Consider the following 15339-nt stretch of genomic DNA (forward strand, 5'->3'; position numbering starts at 1 on the left):
GGCCGGCAACCGAAGATCCAGACTCAACGAGCCCGTACCTTCAGATACCCAACAGCGTGCCCGACCCGACCGATCCCTCTCACTTTCCACGCCGAAGCAGTACTCGCAAAAACAACCTGTCGTGCCGAATAGTCAACGTTCCACCCATGAGCAACCACCGTCGAACATTTGCCGACGAAATGGTCTCTGGATTCCCCGAAGAGAACCTAGATGCTCCTTAGAAAGGAGGTGATCCAGCCGCACCTTCCGGTACGGCTACCTTGTTACGACTTCGTCCCAATCGCCAGTCCCACCTTCGACAGCTCCCTCCCACAAGGGGTTGGGCCACCGGCTTCGGGTGTTACCGACTTTCGTGACGTGACGGGCGGTGTGTACAAGGCCCGGGAACGTATTCACCGCAGCAATGCTGATCTGCGATTACTAGCAACTCCGACTTCATGGGGTCGAGTTGCAGACCCCAATCCGAACTGAGACCGGCTTTTTGAGATTCGCTCCGCCTCGCGGCATCGCAGCTCATTGTACCGGCCATTGTAGCACGTGTGCAGCCCAAGACATAAGGGGCATGATGACTTGACGTCGTCCCCACCTTCCTCCGAGTTGACCCCGGCAGTCTCCTGTGAGTCCCCATCACCCCGAAGGGCATGCTGGCAACACAGAACAAGGGTTGCGCTCGTTGCGGGACTTAACCCAACATCTCACGACACGAGCTGACGACAGCCATGCACCACCTGTATACCGACCACAAGGGGGGCACCATCTCTGATGCTTTCCGGTATATGTCAAGCCTTGGTAAGGTTCTTCGCGTTGCGTCGAATTAAGCCACATGCTCCGCTGCTTGTGCGGGCCCCCGTCAATTCCTTTGAGTTTTAGCCTTGCGGCCGTACTCCCCAGGCGGGGAACTTAATGCGTTAGCTGCGGCACCGACGACGTGGAATGTCGCCAACACCTAGTTCCCAACGTTTACGGCGTGGACTACCAGGGTATCTAATCCTGTTCGCTCCCCACGCTTTCGCTCCTCAGCGTCAGTAATGGCCCAGAGATCCGCCTTCGCCACCGGTGTTCCTCCTGATATCTGCGCATTTCACCGCTACACCAGGAATTCCGATCTCCCCTACCACACTCTAGCTAGCCCGTATCGAATGCAGACTCGGGGTTAAGCCCCGAGCTTTCACATCCGACGTGACAAGCCGCCTACGAGCTCTTTACGCCCAATAATTCCGGACAACGCTCGCACCCTACGTATTACCGCGGCTGCTGGCACGTAGTTAGCCGGTGCTTCTTCTGCAGGTACCGTCACTTGCGCTTCTTCCCTGCTGAAAGAGGTTTACAACCCGAAGGCCGTCATCCCTCACGCGGCGTCGCTGCATCAGGCTTTCGCCCATTGTGCAATATTCCCCACTGCTGCCTCCCGTAGGAGTCTGGGCCGTGTCTCAGTCCCAGTGTGGCCGGTCGCCCTCTCAGGCCGGCTACCCGTCGTCGCCTTGGTAGGCCATTACCCCACCAACAAGCTGATAGGCCGCGGGCTCATCCTTCACCGCCGGAGCTTTTAACCCCGTCCCATGCAGGACAGAGTATTATCCGGTATTAGACCCCGTTTCCAGGGCTTGTCCCAGAGTGAAGGGCAGATTGCCCACGTGTTACTCACCCGTTCGCCACTAATCCACCCCGAAGGGCTTCATCGTTCGACTTGCATGTGTTAAGCACGCCGCCAGCGTTCGTCCTGAGCCAGGATCAAACTCTCCATGAATGTTTTCCCGTAATCGGGAGAGCACCATAAAAGAGCGGGACAACCAACCGGAATAGGGCTGGTCATCCACAGCGTCCTCGCTGATGTTGCCTACCCGCCACATGGGCCAGTAGGACTTCAAAGGAACCACCAACCCACCGAAGTGGGCCGGGGTATCAACAAATTTGGCGTTGACTTTTGGCACGCTGTTGAGTTCTCAAGGAACGGACGCTTCCTTCGGTCCCGTTTCACCGGGGCCCTCCGGGCGCTTCCCTTCGTTCTTGCGTTTCCGACTCTATCAGACTCTTTCGTGTCCGATTCCCGGCCGAAGCGGGCCCCCTGCGAAGCAGGAGAATTCTTACTGCGCTTTCCAGTTCTTCGCTTTCGCGCTTTCCCTTTCCAGCGATTCCAACTTTACCAGACTCTTTTCCGTTCCGTTTCCGGTCCGAATGTGATTCCGGTGGCCTGTGGACTGGCCTTTGCCTTTCGGCATGTTCACTACGCTAGCCGATTTCCGTGGCGACTCATAATCGAGCCGCGGGACAATTTCGGCATGCCGAAATTGCACCCGTCAGGGCGAATCGAAGGTAGTGGTTGGCCCTCTCCCGATGCTCCGACCCGGTCCGATGGACCGTGCCAACAACAACTGCATCCGTTCAAGCGGCTCGGACTACATTAGGCAACGGGCAGGGGCGAGTCAAGTTGCGCGGCGGCGTGGCGCATGGGCCTGTAAGGGCTCACCGTGGGGTCGCCGTCGATCCAGAAGCGCCACGGCTGATGGGAACCGTCACCGCCCACCCCGGTGCGCGGGCCGCTTCGCACCTGGTCACGAAGTGGCGGGGTGCCACGCAGCAAGGACAGGGGGCGGCACGGTCCTTCTACGACATCGCTGCCGTTGAGCGTTCGGTCGACTCCGAGGGCCATGGCCAGGCGGGCCGGCCCTTTGGCCAGTTCTCTGTCATTGCGGGCCGAGAACCGACGTTTGCGGGCCGTCTCGGCACCCTCGCCGATCTCGCCGGCCCGGAGCAGGACACCGCTCGCCGTCGGGCCACACGCGAGGTTCAGACAGTGCCACATCCATAGGTACGTCAGGCATGTACGTCGTTGGGCAGCATCGGCAAAGCGACGACAAGCAGGAGACGGGCAGTGCGAGCGATCATCTACGCCAGGCTCAGCCCCACCCCGAGGGGCGAGGAATCCAAGGGTGGGAACCTGACACAACAGGTCGAGCTGAGTCAGGCGCTGTGCGACCGGAAGGGCTGGTCAGTCGTAGTCACGATCGTTGAGAAGGACACGTCGGCTTCGACGAAGCGGGGAACCAAGCGGAGCGCGGAGTGGGAACGCGTCAAAGCTCTGGTGGAGGACGGTAAGGCGGACGCCATCGTGTCCCGCCACTACGACCGCATATGTACCGCACCCCCGGGGATCTTGAAGACCTGGTGGACCTGGCCGAGGCGACCGGCGTCACGCTGGCAGCGGCACAGGCGCAGGGAGTGCTCGACCTGTCCACCCCGTCCGGCCGTCTCGCTGCTCGCATCGGCGCTGTGGTGGCTCGCAACGAGACCGAGATGCGAGTCGAGCGTCAGGTGCTCGGACACCAGCGGCGCAGGGAGTCGGGGAGGCCCTTCTGGAGTACTCGCCCCTTCGGCTTCGAGCGGGACGGCAGGCACCGGGAAGCGGAGGCGGAGGCCCTGCGGCAGGCGTACCGGGATGTCCTGGCCGGCGTCACCCTCTGGTCCATCGCGAAGGACTGGAACACGCGTGGCCTGCTCTCGCCGCACGGCAAGGAGTGGCGCAGCTCGAACCTCCGGGTGGTCCTCTTGAAGCCGAGGAACGCGGGAATCCAGACGTACTCGCAGTGGGTCGAGAAGCGGGACGGGACGCGCGTGCGGCGGACCGAGGAGACCGGCGCGGGCAACTGGGAGGCGATCGTCTCCGAGGGCATGTTCCGGGCCCTGGTCCGCTACCTGAGCGACCCGGAGCGCAACACGGGCGGCGGCGGCAAGCGCAAGGCCCTGCTGTCCGGCGTGGTCCGCTGCTCGAAGTGCCAGGCCATCGTCACTCAGGGGTGGAGCAAGAAGAACGCGGCAGGCGAGCGGTACCGCATCTAGACCTGTTCGGGTGGCCGGTGCATCACCTGCCCGGCTGACCCGCTGGACTCCTTCGTAGTCAGGAAGGTCATCGACAGGGCCGAGGAGTGGAACGCTGCACCGGCCACAGATGCCGCAGACGAGGAGCGGGAGGCCGAGCTGCTGGCCAAGGAGACGGCCGCATCCGAGAGGCGGACCGCCCTGGCGGAGATGTTCGCCGTAGGGGACATCGACGCGTCGGCCCTGCGAACGGGCATCGGCAGGTGTGACGCCGACCTGACCGAGATCCGGGCCGAGCTGGCAGACCTGGCATCGCAGCGGGTGCGTGTCGACCTCGGCGACATCGAGTACCTGTGGGAGGAGCTGGACTACGAGGACCCCGACCGCATCGACTACGTGCGGACCGTCGTCATGCGGGTCTGCGAGCGCGTCGAGTCGATGCCGCGCGGTCGCGGGGTCCGATCCTTCAAGGGCGAGCACTGCCGGATCACGTTCCGGAACCCTTGAGATCCGACCGCGGAGAGCCGAGTCGGCCGTCGGCGCTCGGTGAGCACTGGCCCTGTCTGACGAGTGTCGGGCAGGGCCCTTCGCCATGCCCGTCGAGGAAGCGCGCCTTTCGCTTCCCAGTTCATGCAACAACGTGCATGAGTCACGTCCGTGCATGGACGGCCGCAAGCGGCCCCTTTACGGTCGTCTCAGGCGGCCTGACCGGGCCGCCAAGTCAAGGCCTTCGCTCCCCCGCAAAGGGAAGGACTCGTGGAGGTCCCCGAGAGCGTTCTTCGGGAGGCCGTTCGTGCTCTTGGATGGTGAGGAGTGGCGGGCGACGCTCCGAGGCTTCCAGTCGGAGGCGTGGCGACTGGAAACCCTGCCCCAGTACCTCGTGCCGCAGGGGGCGGAAGAGCTCGAAGCCTTCCGGGCAGGCAAGCGCGTCGACCCGCACGCCTACTCCTCCGCGTACACGGAAGACCTGAAGCGGTTGCGCGGCGAGGGTAAGAGCAAGGGGCGAGTACACGTCCTGACTCGACCGCTCTCCGAGTACCTGCGCTTCGAGTTCTCCCGGTACTACGCCCCACACGGGGTCGCCGGGGAGGACATCCGCATCCTTGACGTGACCGAGCGAGAGAACCCGTTGCCGGAAGTCCGGGGACTTCTGGATGTTCGACCGCTCGACGGTCGTCCTGATGCACTACGAGGGCGACGGCACGCAGATCAGCCGGGAGCTGTACGAGGGCGACCCTGCGCCGTTCATCGAGCGGCAGCGCATCGCCGTTGCCGAGTCGGTTCCCTTCCTGGAGTACGCGGAGCGCGTGACGGAGTGACGTTCGAAGCTGAGCAGCTTGGCGAGTCTGGTACTGAACTGTGGCTCGGGAGATTCCGAGGGCCTTGGCGATGGCACTGACGCTCTCTCCCAGATCGCCTGGACAGCTGGTGCGAGCTGCTCGTCGATCTGGCCTGGAGGTTGCCGACCCGGACGAGAACGGTGGGATGCGTTCCTTCGTAAGACGTCATCGCAGGAGGACAGAAGCGGAGTACGACATCAGACCCGGCGGGCCCCCGCCAGCAGGCACTCGACCGGCCAGGGATGCGCCACAGGGCGCGCTCGCGGACGATCACGCACCGACTGACCCAACTCTCCGCACCGACTCACCGGCGGGCCGTCAGCAAGGCGCACAGCGAGTCAGGCTCCTGTGGTCGGTTTGGCTCTCGGGCTCAGTCGGTACGCCGAGACCGTTGGATCGTCGGCAAGGTAGAACCGGTGTTGCCAGTCGTGGGCCTTGCTCACGCCTACCCGAGGACCAACCCGGATGAGCGCGGCAGGCACCGGCTCCCCCTCGGACAGCGTGACCGAGGGACCCGTTAGGAGGTCTGCGCCGTTGTGCTCTGCCGTGATGCCGAGTGCCTGGCCGACGTTCCCCGGACCGCGAGCGAGACGTGGACTCTCGACCTTCGCCCCTCGCCGCTTGCGTGCCAGGTCTTCACCCTCGATGACCCTGCCTGCCCGGATGAGGACACCCGAGGCGATGCCATCCGTACCGGTGACCACGTTGGCGCACCAGTGGAGACCGTGGGACCGGTAGACGTAGAGGTGTCCTGCGGGCCCGAACATGGTGGCATTGCGGGCAGTCCGGCCCCCGTAGGCGTGGGAAGCTGGATCAGTCATACCGGAATACGCCTCGGTCTCCGTGATGGCGATGCTCACGGTTCCCTCGGGGGTCTTGCAGGTGAGGACGGTCCCGAGCAGCTTGGGGGCGACCTCTTCGGCAGGATGGGCGAGGAAGTCGATGTTCATGCTGACCGCCTTGACATCCCGTACGTGAAGTAGACGTACGAATGACCGGGCGGGCCGAACATCACGCTGTTGCGTGGTGTGGAACCGCGGAAGGCGTGGGAGCCGGGATCGATCTCGCCTGCGTACGCCTCCACCTCGGTCAGCCGCAGCTCGATGGGGCCGTCCTCACCGGCGCGGACGAGCACGCGGCCCAGGAGGTCGGGGGCCACGTCCAGGACCGGCCGGTCGAAGAAGTCCCGCGTCAGCGGCGTACGGTCCATGCCCTCGTTCATGGCGTCCGAGGGTACTGGGCTCGCGGCTCCGGGAACCGGCTACGGTCGTGACGCGTATGTAGGGGTCAGGACCAAGGAGGAAAATCATGGGCTTCAAGCGGTTGCTCGCGAGCATGGGTGCCGGCGGTGCTTCGGTGGAAACCGAGCTGACCGAACTCAACGTCGTCCCCGGTGGGGTCGTTCAGGGCGAGGTGCGGATCCAGGGCGGTTCCGTCGACCAGCAGATCGAGGGACTTTCGGTCGGTCTGCAGGCCCGGGTCGAGATCGAGGGCGCGGACCAGGAGACCAAGCAGGACATCGAGTTCACCAAGCTGCGTCTCGGCGGTGCCTTCGAGGTCAAGGCGGGCGCCGTCCACGTCGTGCCGTTCGGGCTCGAGATTCCGTGGGAGACCCCGATCACGACGTTCGCCGGGCAGCACCTGCACGGCATGAACATCGGAGTGACCACGGAGCTGGAGATCGCCCGTGCCGTGGACTCGGGTGACCTGGACCCGATCAACGTGCACCCCCTGCCTGCGCAGCAGGCCATCCTGGACGCCTTCGCGCAGCTCGGCTTCGGGTTCCGCAGCGCGGACATGGAGCGCGGCCACATCCGTGGCACGCGCCAGCGTCTGCCCTTCTACCAGGAGATCGAGTTCGTCCCGCCGCAGCAGTACCGCGGGCTCAACCAGGTCGAGCTGACGTTCGTCGCCGACGACCGCGAGATGGACGTCGTGCTGGAAATGGACAAGAAGCCGGGTCTCTTCAGCGAAGGCAGCGACTCCTACCGCGCGTTCAAGGTCGGCCACAACGACTTCCAGGGCACGGACTGGGCCGCGTACCTCAACCAGTGGCTCGCCCAGGTCGGCGGACAGCGCAACTGGCTCTGACGGGCTCTAGGGTCGGTGGGGAGACTTCACAGCCGACCAGGAGAGGTTCTGACGTGACCGAGCCGAAGAGGGCGCCGTTGCCGCACGACTTCCATCCCGAGGTACCCCCGTTCACCGTGGTGAGCAAGGACCTCGCGCCGGGAGCCGTGCTGGCGGACGCGCAGGTGTTCGCGGCGGGTAACACTTCGCCGCAGTTGCGGTGGGAGGGCTTCCCCACGGATACGAAGAGCTTCGCCGTGACGTGTTTCGACCCGGACGCCCCGACGGGCAGCGGGTTCTGGCACTGGGTGGTCTTCGACATCCCGGCTTCGGTCACGGAACTCCCGGCCGGCGCGGGGAGCGGCACGTTCGAGGGGCTGCCCGCGGGCGCCGTTCAGGCCCGTAACGACTACGGGTCGAAGGACTTCGGAGGTGCCGCGCCACCGGCGGGGGAGAACCACCGCTATGTCTTCACCGTGTACGCGGTGGACACCGAGAAGCTCGGGCCGGACAGCGACGCCTCGCCTGCCGCGGTGGGATTCAATCTGCGGTTCCACACCCTGGGACGGGCCCAGCTGATCGGTGAGTACGCGTCTCCCGAAAGCTGAGGGTTCGCCTCCTGTTTGCCCTGCCCTGGTCTTGGAGAGATCAGGGCAGGGCAATTTTTATTGCGTTGTCCATCACGGCTCGCCCGGCCAGAGTTGATCCGGGCCAGCCAGGAGGCGGCCGGCACACGGGAGGTGGGCAGGATGCGGGACACACTGGTGCTCAACGCGAGCTTCGAGCCGCTGTCGACGGTGACACTCAACCGCGCGGTGGTTCTGATCCTGCAGGACAAGGCTGTCGTCGAGCAGTCGCACCCGGGACTCCGTATGCGTGGTGCGGCCGTCGACATCCCGGTGCCCGTGGTGATCAGGCTCTGCCGGTACGTACGGGTGCCGTTCCGAAGACACGCCCCGTGGTCCAGAAGGGGTGTACTCATACGGGACCAGCACCGGTGCGCGTACTGCGGACGGCGGGCCAGCACCGTCGACCACGTGGTGCCGCGTGCACAGGGGGGTCAGGACACCTGGCTGAACACCGTGGCCTCGTGCGCCGAGGACAACCACCGCAAGGCGGCGCGGACGCCGGAGCAGGCGGACATGCCGCTGCTCCGTAAGCCGTTCGTGCCCTCGCCCGCGGACGCGATGCTGCTCGCGCTCGGGGCCGGTGACCGGTCGGTGCTGCCGGAGTGGCTGGCGCGGTCCGCCGCGTAGCCCGCGAGGTTCACGGAGAAGCCCGTCTCCCCCGGGAGGCGGGCTTCTCCGTCAGCGGAGCAGCAGCTGGACGATGGCCGCGGTGCCGACGACGACGATGAGGGCGCGCAGGAAGCCCGGGCTGAGCTTGCGGCCGACCTTGGCGCCTATCTGGCCGCCGATCGCCGACCCCACGGCGATGAGGACGACGGCCGTCCAGTCGAAGTCCGCGACGAAGAGGAAGAAGAGTGCCGCGACGCTGTTGACGACGGCGGCGAGTACGTTCTTGACGGCGTTGAGGCGCTGCATCGTGTCGTCGAGCAGCATGCCCATCAGGGAGAGGTAGATGATTCCCTGGGCCGCCGTGAAGTAGCCGCCGTAGACGCTGGCGAGTGTCAGTCCCGTGAACAGGAGCGGCCCGCCGTCGGGGTGGGCCGGAGCCCCACTGTGTGCGCGGCGGCGCTGGACGGCCTTGCTGATGCGGGGCTGCAGAATGACCAGTACGAGGGCGAGTGCCACCAGGACGGGGACGATCGTCTCGAACGCCGTGGAGGGCAGGGCCAGCAGGAGTGTGGCGCCGGTGAGGCCGCCGATGAGTGCGCCGATGCTCAGCTTGATGATGCGGCGGCGCTGGCCTGCGAGTTCGGCCCGGTACCCGATGGCGCCGCTGATCGAGCCGGGGATCAGGCCGAGGGCGTTGGAGACGGTGGCGGTGACCGGCGGCAGTCCGGTGGCGAGCAGGACGGGGAAGGTGATCAACGTGCCTGAGCCGACGATCGTGTTGATCGTGCCCGCGCCGACTCCGGCCGCGAAGACCGCGAGAATTTCCCAGATGGACAAGGCCATCCCCTTCGATGGTCAGTGACGCCTCCCCGCCATCAAGGTCGAGGGGCCTCACTGATCATGCACGAAGGTCATTCGCGGTCAGTCGACCGGGGGCTGCTCGCGGCGCTCGGGTCCCGTGCTGAAGCCGGGGGCGCCGCTGCCGAGGTTGCCGAAGGCACCGCTGAGGCCCTTGAGCGCGTCGCCGATCTCGCTGGGCACGATCCAGAGCTTGTTGGCGTCACCCTCGGCGATCTTCGGAAGCATCTGGAGGTACTGGTAGGAGAGCAGCTTCTGGTCGGGGTCTCCGGCGTGGATGGCCTCGAAGACCGTACGAATGGCCTGGGACTCGCCTTCGGCGCGCAGGGCGGATGCCTTGGCCTCACCTTCGGCGCGCAGGATCGCGGACTGCTTCTCGCCCTCGGCGGTGAGGATGGCGGACTGCCTGATGCCTTCCGCGGTCAGGATCGCGGCGCGCTTGTCGCGGTCGGCGCGCATCTGCTTCTCCATCGAGTCCTGGATGGAGGTGGGCGGTTCGATGGCCTTGAGCTCGACGCGGTTGACGCGGATGCCCCACTTGCCGGTGGCTTCGTCGAGGACTCCGCGCAGGGCCGCGTTGATCTCCTCGCGGGAGGTCAGGGTCCGTTCGAGGTCCATGCCGCCGATGATGTTGCGGAGGGTGGTGACGGTGAGCTGCTCGATCGCCTGGATGTAGCTGGCGACCTCGTAGGTCGCGGCCCGGGCGTCGGTCACCTGGTAGTAGATGACGGTGTCGATGTTGACCACCAGGTTGTCCTGGGTGATCACCGGCTGGGGCGGGAAGGGAACGACCTGTTCGCGGAGGTCGATCCGGTTGCGGATCGAGTCGATGAACGGGACGACGATGTTCAGCCCGGCGTTGAGGGTGCGGGTGTAGCGGCCGAAGCGCTCCACGATGGCGGCACTGGCCTGTGGGATGACCTGGATCGTCTTGATCAGGGCGATGAAGACGAGCACCACCAGAATGATCAGGACGATGATGATCGGTTGCATCGTGTGCCTCGTGCCCTTCGGTTGCCGACGGATCGCGATGATCGAGGTCGAGTGCTCATGACGGTTGCATTCTCATGATGATCGACTTCGAGTTTGGCAGACTGCGGGCTGCCGCGTGACCGGTTCGCTCACATGACGACGGCCGTTGCACCGTCGATCTCGACGACATCGACCTGTTGTCCGGGTTCGAAGCTCTGATCGCTGTCGAGCGTGCGCGCGGACCAGACCTCACCGGCCAGCTTGATGCGGCCGCCGCTGCCGTCCACCCGTTCCAGCACGACGGCTTGACGGCCTTTCAGCGCGTCGATGCCGGAGGCGTGGTGGGTCTGGCCGGCGCGGTGCCTGGCGGCGATCGGGCGTACGACCGCGACCAGCGCCACGGACACCAGGACGAAGACCAGTACTTGGGCGACGATGCCACCGCCGAGTGCGGCGACGACCGCCGCGGCCACGGCTCCCACGGCGAACATTCCGAACTCGGGCATCGCGGTCAGGACGAGGGGGATACCCAGTCCCACGGCGCCGATCAACCACCATACCCACGCGTCGATTTCCACGTGTTCATCGTAGGACCGCAGGTGCCCTCGCGGACAGGGCGCCGGGGGACGGCTGTTGTGCGGATCCTCAGGAGAGCGGAAGCCCCTTGGCGGTGTAGCGGTCGCCGGTGTGCTCGACGACGAGCGGCAGGCCGAAGCAGAGGGAGAGGTTGCGGGAGCTGAGCTCCGTCTCCATCGGGCCTGCGGCGAGCACCTTTCCCTGACGGATCATCAGGACGTGGGTGAAGCCGGGCGCGATCTCCTCGACGTGGTGGGTGACCATGATCATGGAGGGGGCGTACTGGTCACGGGCGAGCCGGCCCAGGCGGCGGACCAGGTCCTCGCGGCCGCCGAGGTCGAGGCCTGCGGCGGGCTCGTCGAGCAGGAGCAGCTCGGGGTCGGTCATCATGGCGCGGGCGATCAGGGTCCGCTTGCGCTCACCCTCGGAAAGGGTGCCGAACTTGCGGTCGAGGTAGTCGGTCATGCCCAGCCGGTCGAGGAAGGCGCGGGCGCGCTCCTCGTCGACGGCCTCGTAGTTCTCGTGCCAGGTCGCGGTCATGCCGTACGCGGCGGTGAGCACCGTCTGCAGCACGGTCTGGCGCTTGGGGAGCTTCTCGGCCATGGCGATACCGGCGATCCCGATGCGGGGCCGGAGCTCGAAGACGTCGGTGCCGACGCCGCCGAGCTCCTCACCGAGGATCCTGGCCTTGCCGGTGCTCGGGAAGAGGTAGCTGGACGCAATGTTGAGCAGCGTGGTCTTGCCGGCGCCGTTCGGTCCGAGGATGACCCAGCGCTCCCCCTCCTTGACCGACCAGGAGACGTCGTCCACCAGAGCGCGTCCGTCGCGGACCACGGATACGTCCACCAGCTCCAGTACATCGCTCATGAGCGCGTTGTCTCCCCATGCAGTCTCGAGATCGTCGCGTGCCTGTGGGCACAGCTCCCAGGGAAAACCTACGCCACCCGAAGAGTGCTCCAGCCCTTAGGGCGGTTGCCTAGGCTGTCCCCATGCTTTCGGAACCACGCTCAGGGCGGCTGACCGCATGGGGAAACGCACTTTTGGCCGGACTTGTGTCACCGGACGACGCTGCGCTCGCGATTGTCGGGGAGGACGCGGTGCACCGCGTCGAGGGCCTGCCGGGTGAGGCGGGGCCGGTCGGGCTCACGCTGGCGCTCGGCCGGCTGAGGGGCTCGGCGCGACCGGTTTCCGGGTCGCGCTGCCGGTGCCCGGGCATCCGCTGGGGCTCAGCGGGCCGCCGGACTTCAACGCGCGGGCACTGGACGCCGAGGAGGCGGTGGTCACGTCCGGAGCGCCGTACGGACTCGTCCCGGAGGTGAGCGAGGCAGGGCCGGCCGGGGACGTGCACGTCGAGGTGGTGTGGCGCTGCCTGCCGGTGCGGGAGGCGCCGCCGGCGGATGTGCCGTCGCTGAGCGAGGCGGAGCGGGAGCTGGCGGAGGCCCTGCGGGATGCGACGGCGGTGCTGTCCCGGCTGGATGTGGCAGGTTCCGGGCCGGTTGCCGAGGCCGCGGTGGATGCGTACCGGGCACGGGCGGAGCGGGGCCGTGAGGTGCTGGCTCCGGGGTATCCGGCGCGGGCGGTACGGGTGCTCGAACTGGCCCAGCGGGTGGGGCTGCTGATCTCGGTGGCCCATGAGAACGGGCACGGCGGCGCGGTGAGCTCCTCGGAGATCGCGGCTCGGGGCGAGGCGCTGCGGCCGGTGGAACGGGTTGCCCGGCGGGCGCAGGTCGCGGCGTACAACGCGTATGTGGAGGAGCGGGGGCGCTAGGTCCCCTCGTCGGATCATGGCCCCCTCGTTCGGATCGTGCCGGGCTCGCGGGCCCTGATCCGTACGGAAGACCCTGGCGGCCCCGCACGCGAACCGCCGGACGGGCTCGATCGGCCCGTCCGGCGGTTGGGTGCGGCAGCGCGGGTCAGCCGTTCAGGCCGAAGTTGCCGAAGGCCGGGTTGAGCAGGCCGATCACGTTGACCGTGTTGCCGACCACGTTCACGGGGACGTGCACGGGGACCTGGACGAGGTTGCCCGAGGCGACGCCCGGGGAGCCCACGGCCGCGCCGTGAGCACCGGCGCCGTTGTGGCCCGTGGCGGAGGCAGCCCCGGCACCGGCGGCGATGAGTCCACCGGCGATCATGGTGACGGCAGCGGCCTTCTTCAGGTTCTTCACTTCAGGATCCTCCTCGCGTCGCTGCGACCGACCGCCGCAGCACGCCATGGAGAACGCCTCGACGCCGCACAGGTTGCGCTGTTCGAGTGACATACACCCGACAGTATGAATCTCGGACTGGAGTGGAACCATCCGCTCCCCTCCCTCGGACCTCGGGCCCGTCAGCCTGCCGCCCCGTGCCGGACCGCCCAGAGTGCGGCCTGCGTCCTGTCCGACAGATCGAGCTTCATCAGGATGTTCGACACGTGCGTCTTGACGGTCTTCTCCGACAGGACCAGCGCCCGGGCGATCTCCCGGTTGGAGCGGCCGTCGGCGATCAGCCCGAGCACTTCCCGTTCCCGTTCGGTCAGGGTGCTCCCCCGGCCCGTACCGCTACCGGCGTCCTCCTGGGCCAGGAGCGCGCCTGCGACCTCCGGCTGGAGCAGGACGTGCCCAGCGTGGACCGAGCGGATGGCGCCGGCCAGCGCGTCCGGGTCGACGTCCTTGTACACGTAGCCGGACGCGCCCGCGCGCAGGGCGGGAACGACCGTGCGCTGTTCGGTGAAGCTGGTGACGATCAGTACCTTCGCGGGGTTCCCCAGCTCCCTGAGTTTGCGCAGGGCCTCGATCCCGTCCGTACCGGGCATCTTGATGTCCATCAGGACGACATCGGGCCGGAGCTCCTCGGTCCTGGCGACTCCCTCGGCTCCGTCGGAGGCTTCCCCGACGACCTCTATGTCGTCCTGGATCTCGAGGAACGTGCGCAGCCCCCGGCGGACGACCTGGTGGTCGTCGACCAGCAGCACCCTGATGATCTTGTCAGGCACAGGGGACCTCCATCTCGATCGTGGTGCCCTTGCCGGGCTCCGATGCAACGGTGAGCCTTCCCCCGACGCTGCCCGCCCGGTGGCGCATCGAGACGAGGCCCAGATGGCGGCCCGCGTGCCGGACGGCATGGGCGTCGAAGCCGCGGCCGTCGTCGGTGATCCGCAGCACCGTGGCGGAGGTGTGCCGACTGAGCGTGACGGCGACCTGTTCGGCGCCGGAGTGGCGGAGGGCGTTGTGCAGGGCCTCCTGGGCGACCCGGAGCAGGGCCTCCTCCTGCACGGAGGGCATCGCCCGGACTCCGGCGCTCTCGAAGGTGACCCGGGCACTGTGCGCGCGGTCCAGTACCTGGATCTGGGTACGCAGCGTGGCGACGAGACCGTCCTCGTCCAGGGCGGCCGGGCGCAGCTCCACGACGGCCGCGCGCAGCTCGTCCACGGCTTCCGCGGCCAGGGCCGCGACCTGCTGGAGCTCGCCCTTGGCGCGGGCGGGGTCGCGGTCGACGAGCGCGGCGGCGGCCTGGGCGGTCAGCCGGAGCGAGAAGAGCTTCTGGCTGACCGCGTCGTGCAGCTCATGCGCGAGCCGCGAGCGCTCCTCGGCGATCGTGAGCTCGCGGCTGCGTTCGTACAGTCTGGCGTTGACGAGCGCGATCGCCGCGTGCTGGGCGAGGATCGCGAGGAGTTCCTCGTCCTCCTCCGTGAAGCCGCAGCTGCCCTCGGGCTTGGGGCAGCGCTTGTTGGCGAGGAAGAGTGCGCCGATGATCTCGTCGCCGTCCTGGATGGGCAGGCCCAGGAAGTCGGACATGTCCGGGTGGGCGACGGGCCAGCCTTCGAAGCGGGGGTCCTTGCGGACGTCGGCGAGCCGCTCGGGCTTCGCCTCGTGGAGCATCGCGGCGAGGATGCCGTGCTGCCTGGGCAGCGGCCCGATGGCCTTCCACTGCTCGTCGCTGACCCCGTCCACGACGAACTGGGCGAAGCCCCCGTGGTCGTCGGGGACGCCCAGGGCCGCGTACTCGGCGTCGAGCAGTTCGCGCGCGGAGGCGACGATCGTCTTGAGGACGTCCCGCATTTCGAGGTGCCGGCTCATGGCGAGCAGCGCGGCACTCACCGCGGCGAGGCCCGACGGTGGGCGATGGCTCATGTCCTCACCGTACCGGCGGTCCCTCGGCCGCCGTATCGGGCTGTGGACGGCCGTCGGGTGGGGCTCGGGGACTAGGTCCTCGCTTCTGGATCAGGCCGGATCGGGGAGCGGGGGCTGGTGCGTGCGGCTGCAAGGCGGAGGAGGGAGCCCACGCGATGGGGTCTCCCCTGCTCGAGCGAAGCCGAGAGCTCGGGGAAGTAGGCGACTGACGACAACGCGGCAGATGTGCGTGCCGGCCCCCGCGAGCCCGGCCTGATCCAGACGCGAGGACCTAGGTCGAAGTGCCTTGTCGGGGTGCGGCCGATGGACGAGGCGGCGGCGGGAGCCGGGTTCCTACGTTGGTGGGGTCGGAGATTCACG

General features: G+C 67.0%; 13 protein-coding genes, 1 rRNA gene and 5 pseudogenes. 8 read left to right on the plus strand and 11 right to left on the minus strand.

Annotation, left to right across the window (positions count from 1 at the left end; genetic code table 11):
* Positions 1-221 precede the first annotated feature (221 nt).
* A 16S ribosomal RNA gene (locus OG844_RS08000) occupies positions 222-1747 on the minus strand.
* A gap of 676 nt (positions 1748-2423) precedes the next feature.
* Positions 2424-2803 (minus strand): annotated as a pseudogene (locus OG844_RS08005) (DNA-3-methyladenine glycosylase); the annotation flags it as partial.
* Between the two features lie 69 nt (positions 2804-2872).
* Here OG844_RS08005 and OG844_RS08010 point away from each other — a divergent pair.
* From OG844_RS08010 to OG844_RS08025, 4 genes and pseudogenes are all read left to right on the plus strand, one after another.
* A pseudogene (locus OG844_RS08010) lies at positions 2873-3073 on the plus strand (recombinase family protein); the annotation flags it as partial.
* Between the two features lie 59 nt (positions 3074-3132).
* Positions 3133-3837, plus strand: coding sequence for a recombinase family protein (locus tag OG844_RS08015; protein WP_406389134.1), 705 nt, complete (start codon positions 3133-3135; stop codon positions 3835-3837).
* 189 nt (positions 3838-4026) lie between these two features.
* Positions 4027-4323, plus strand: coding sequence for a hypothetical protein (locus OG844_RS08020; protein ID WP_406389135.1), 297 nt, complete (start codon positions 4027-4029; stop codon positions 4321-4323).
* Between the two features lie 286 nt (positions 4324-4609).
* Positions 4610-5135 (plus strand): annotated as a pseudogene (locus OG844_RS08025) (DUF6879 family protein).
* A gap of 359 nt (positions 5136-5494) precedes the next feature.
* Here OG844_RS08025 and OG844_RS08030 read toward each other — a convergent pair.
* Complete coding sequence (locus OG844_RS08030; protein WP_406389136.1) at positions 5495-6106, minus strand: DNA-3-methyladenine glycosylase; 612 nt, start codon at positions 6104-6106, stop codon at positions 5495-5497.
* Between the two features lie 14 nt (positions 6107-6120).
* A pseudogene (locus OG844_RS08035) lies at positions 6121-6378 on the minus strand (DNA-3-methyladenine glycosylase); the annotation flags it as partial.
* A gap of 86 nt (positions 6379-6464) precedes the next feature.
* Between OG844_RS08035 and OG844_RS08040 the strand changes: the two are divergent.
* The 3 genes from OG844_RS08040 to OG844_RS08050 all read left to right on the plus strand — a co-directional run bounded on the left by OG844_RS08040 (position 6465) and on the right by OG844_RS08050 (position 8482).
* Entirely contained in the window at positions 6465-7247 is a 783-nt protein-coding gene (locus OG844_RS08040) for a sporulation protein (protein WP_406389138.1), read from the plus strand.
* Between the two features lie 53 nt (positions 7248-7300).
* Entirely contained in the window at positions 7301-7834 is a 534-nt protein-coding gene (locus OG844_RS08045) for a YbhB/YbcL family Raf kinase inhibitor-like protein (RefSeq protein ID WP_406389140.1), read from the plus strand.
* Between the two features lie 141 nt (positions 7835-7975).
* Positions 7976-8482 carry an HNH endonuclease gene (locus OG844_RS08050; RefSeq protein WP_329212538.1) on the plus strand — a complete coding sequence of 169 codons (507 nt, stop codon included), beginning with the start codon at positions 7976-7978 and terminating at the stop codon, positions 8480-8482.
* Between the two features lie 51 nt (positions 8483-8533).
* On the opposite strand, the gene OG844_RS08055 is transcribed toward OG844_RS08050, so the two are convergent.
* The 4 genes from OG844_RS08055 to OG844_RS08070 form a co-directional block, all read right to left on the minus strand.
* Complete coding sequence (locus tag OG844_RS08055) at positions 8534-9301, minus strand: sulfite exporter TauE/SafE family protein (protein WP_351177476.1); 768 nt, start codon at positions 9299-9301, stop codon at positions 8534-8536.
* Between the two features lie 84 nt (positions 9302-9385).
* Positions 9386-10315 (minus strand): SPFH domain-containing protein, encoded by a 930-nt coding sequence (locus tag OG844_RS08060; protein ID WP_329212534.1) that lies wholly within the window; start codon positions 10313-10315, stop codon positions 9386-9388.
* A gap of 128 nt (positions 10316-10443) precedes the next feature.
* On the minus strand, positions 10444-10872 hold the full coding sequence (locus OG844_RS08065) for an NfeD family protein (protein ID WP_406389142.1): 429 nt from the start codon (positions 10870-10872) through the stop codon (positions 10444-10446).
* A gap of 67 nt (positions 10873-10939) precedes the next feature.
* Positions 10940-11737 (minus strand): ABC transporter ATP-binding protein, encoded by a 798-nt coding sequence (locus OG844_RS08070; protein ID WP_406389143.1) that lies wholly within the window; start codon positions 11735-11737, stop codon positions 10940-10942.
* Between the two features lie 122 nt (positions 11738-11859).
* Here OG844_RS08070 and OG844_RS08075 point away from each other — a divergent pair.
* Positions 11860-12638: pseudogene (locus OG844_RS08075) on the plus strand (hypothetical protein).
* A gap of 145 nt (positions 12639-12783) precedes the next feature.
* Here the strand turns inward: OG844_RS08075 and OG844_RS08080 are convergent.
* The 3 genes from OG844_RS08080 to OG844_RS08090 all read right to left on the minus strand — a co-directional run bounded on the left by OG844_RS08080 (position 12784) and on the right by OG844_RS08090 (position 14979).
* Complete coding sequence (locus tag OG844_RS08080) at positions 12784-13035, minus strand: chaplin family protein (protein WP_406396047.1); 252 nt, start codon at positions 13033-13035, stop codon at positions 12784-12786.
* Positions 13036-13196: 161 nt separating this feature from the next.
* Positions 13197-13841, minus strand: coding sequence for a response regulator transcription factor (locus OG844_RS08085; RefSeq protein ID WP_329212524.1), 645 nt, complete (start codon positions 13839-13841; stop codon positions 13197-13199).
* Positions 13834-14979, minus strand: a complete 1146-nt coding sequence (locus OG844_RS08090; RefSeq protein WP_406389145.1) for a GAF domain-containing sensor histidine kinase — start codon at positions 14977-14979, stop codon at positions 13834-13836. Before OG844_RS08090 ends, OG844_RS08085 begins: the two co-directional genes overlap by 8 nt.
* Positions 14980-15339 lie beyond the last annotated feature (360 nt).

It is taken from the genome of Streptomyces sp. NBC_00887 (genome assembly GCF_045207585.1).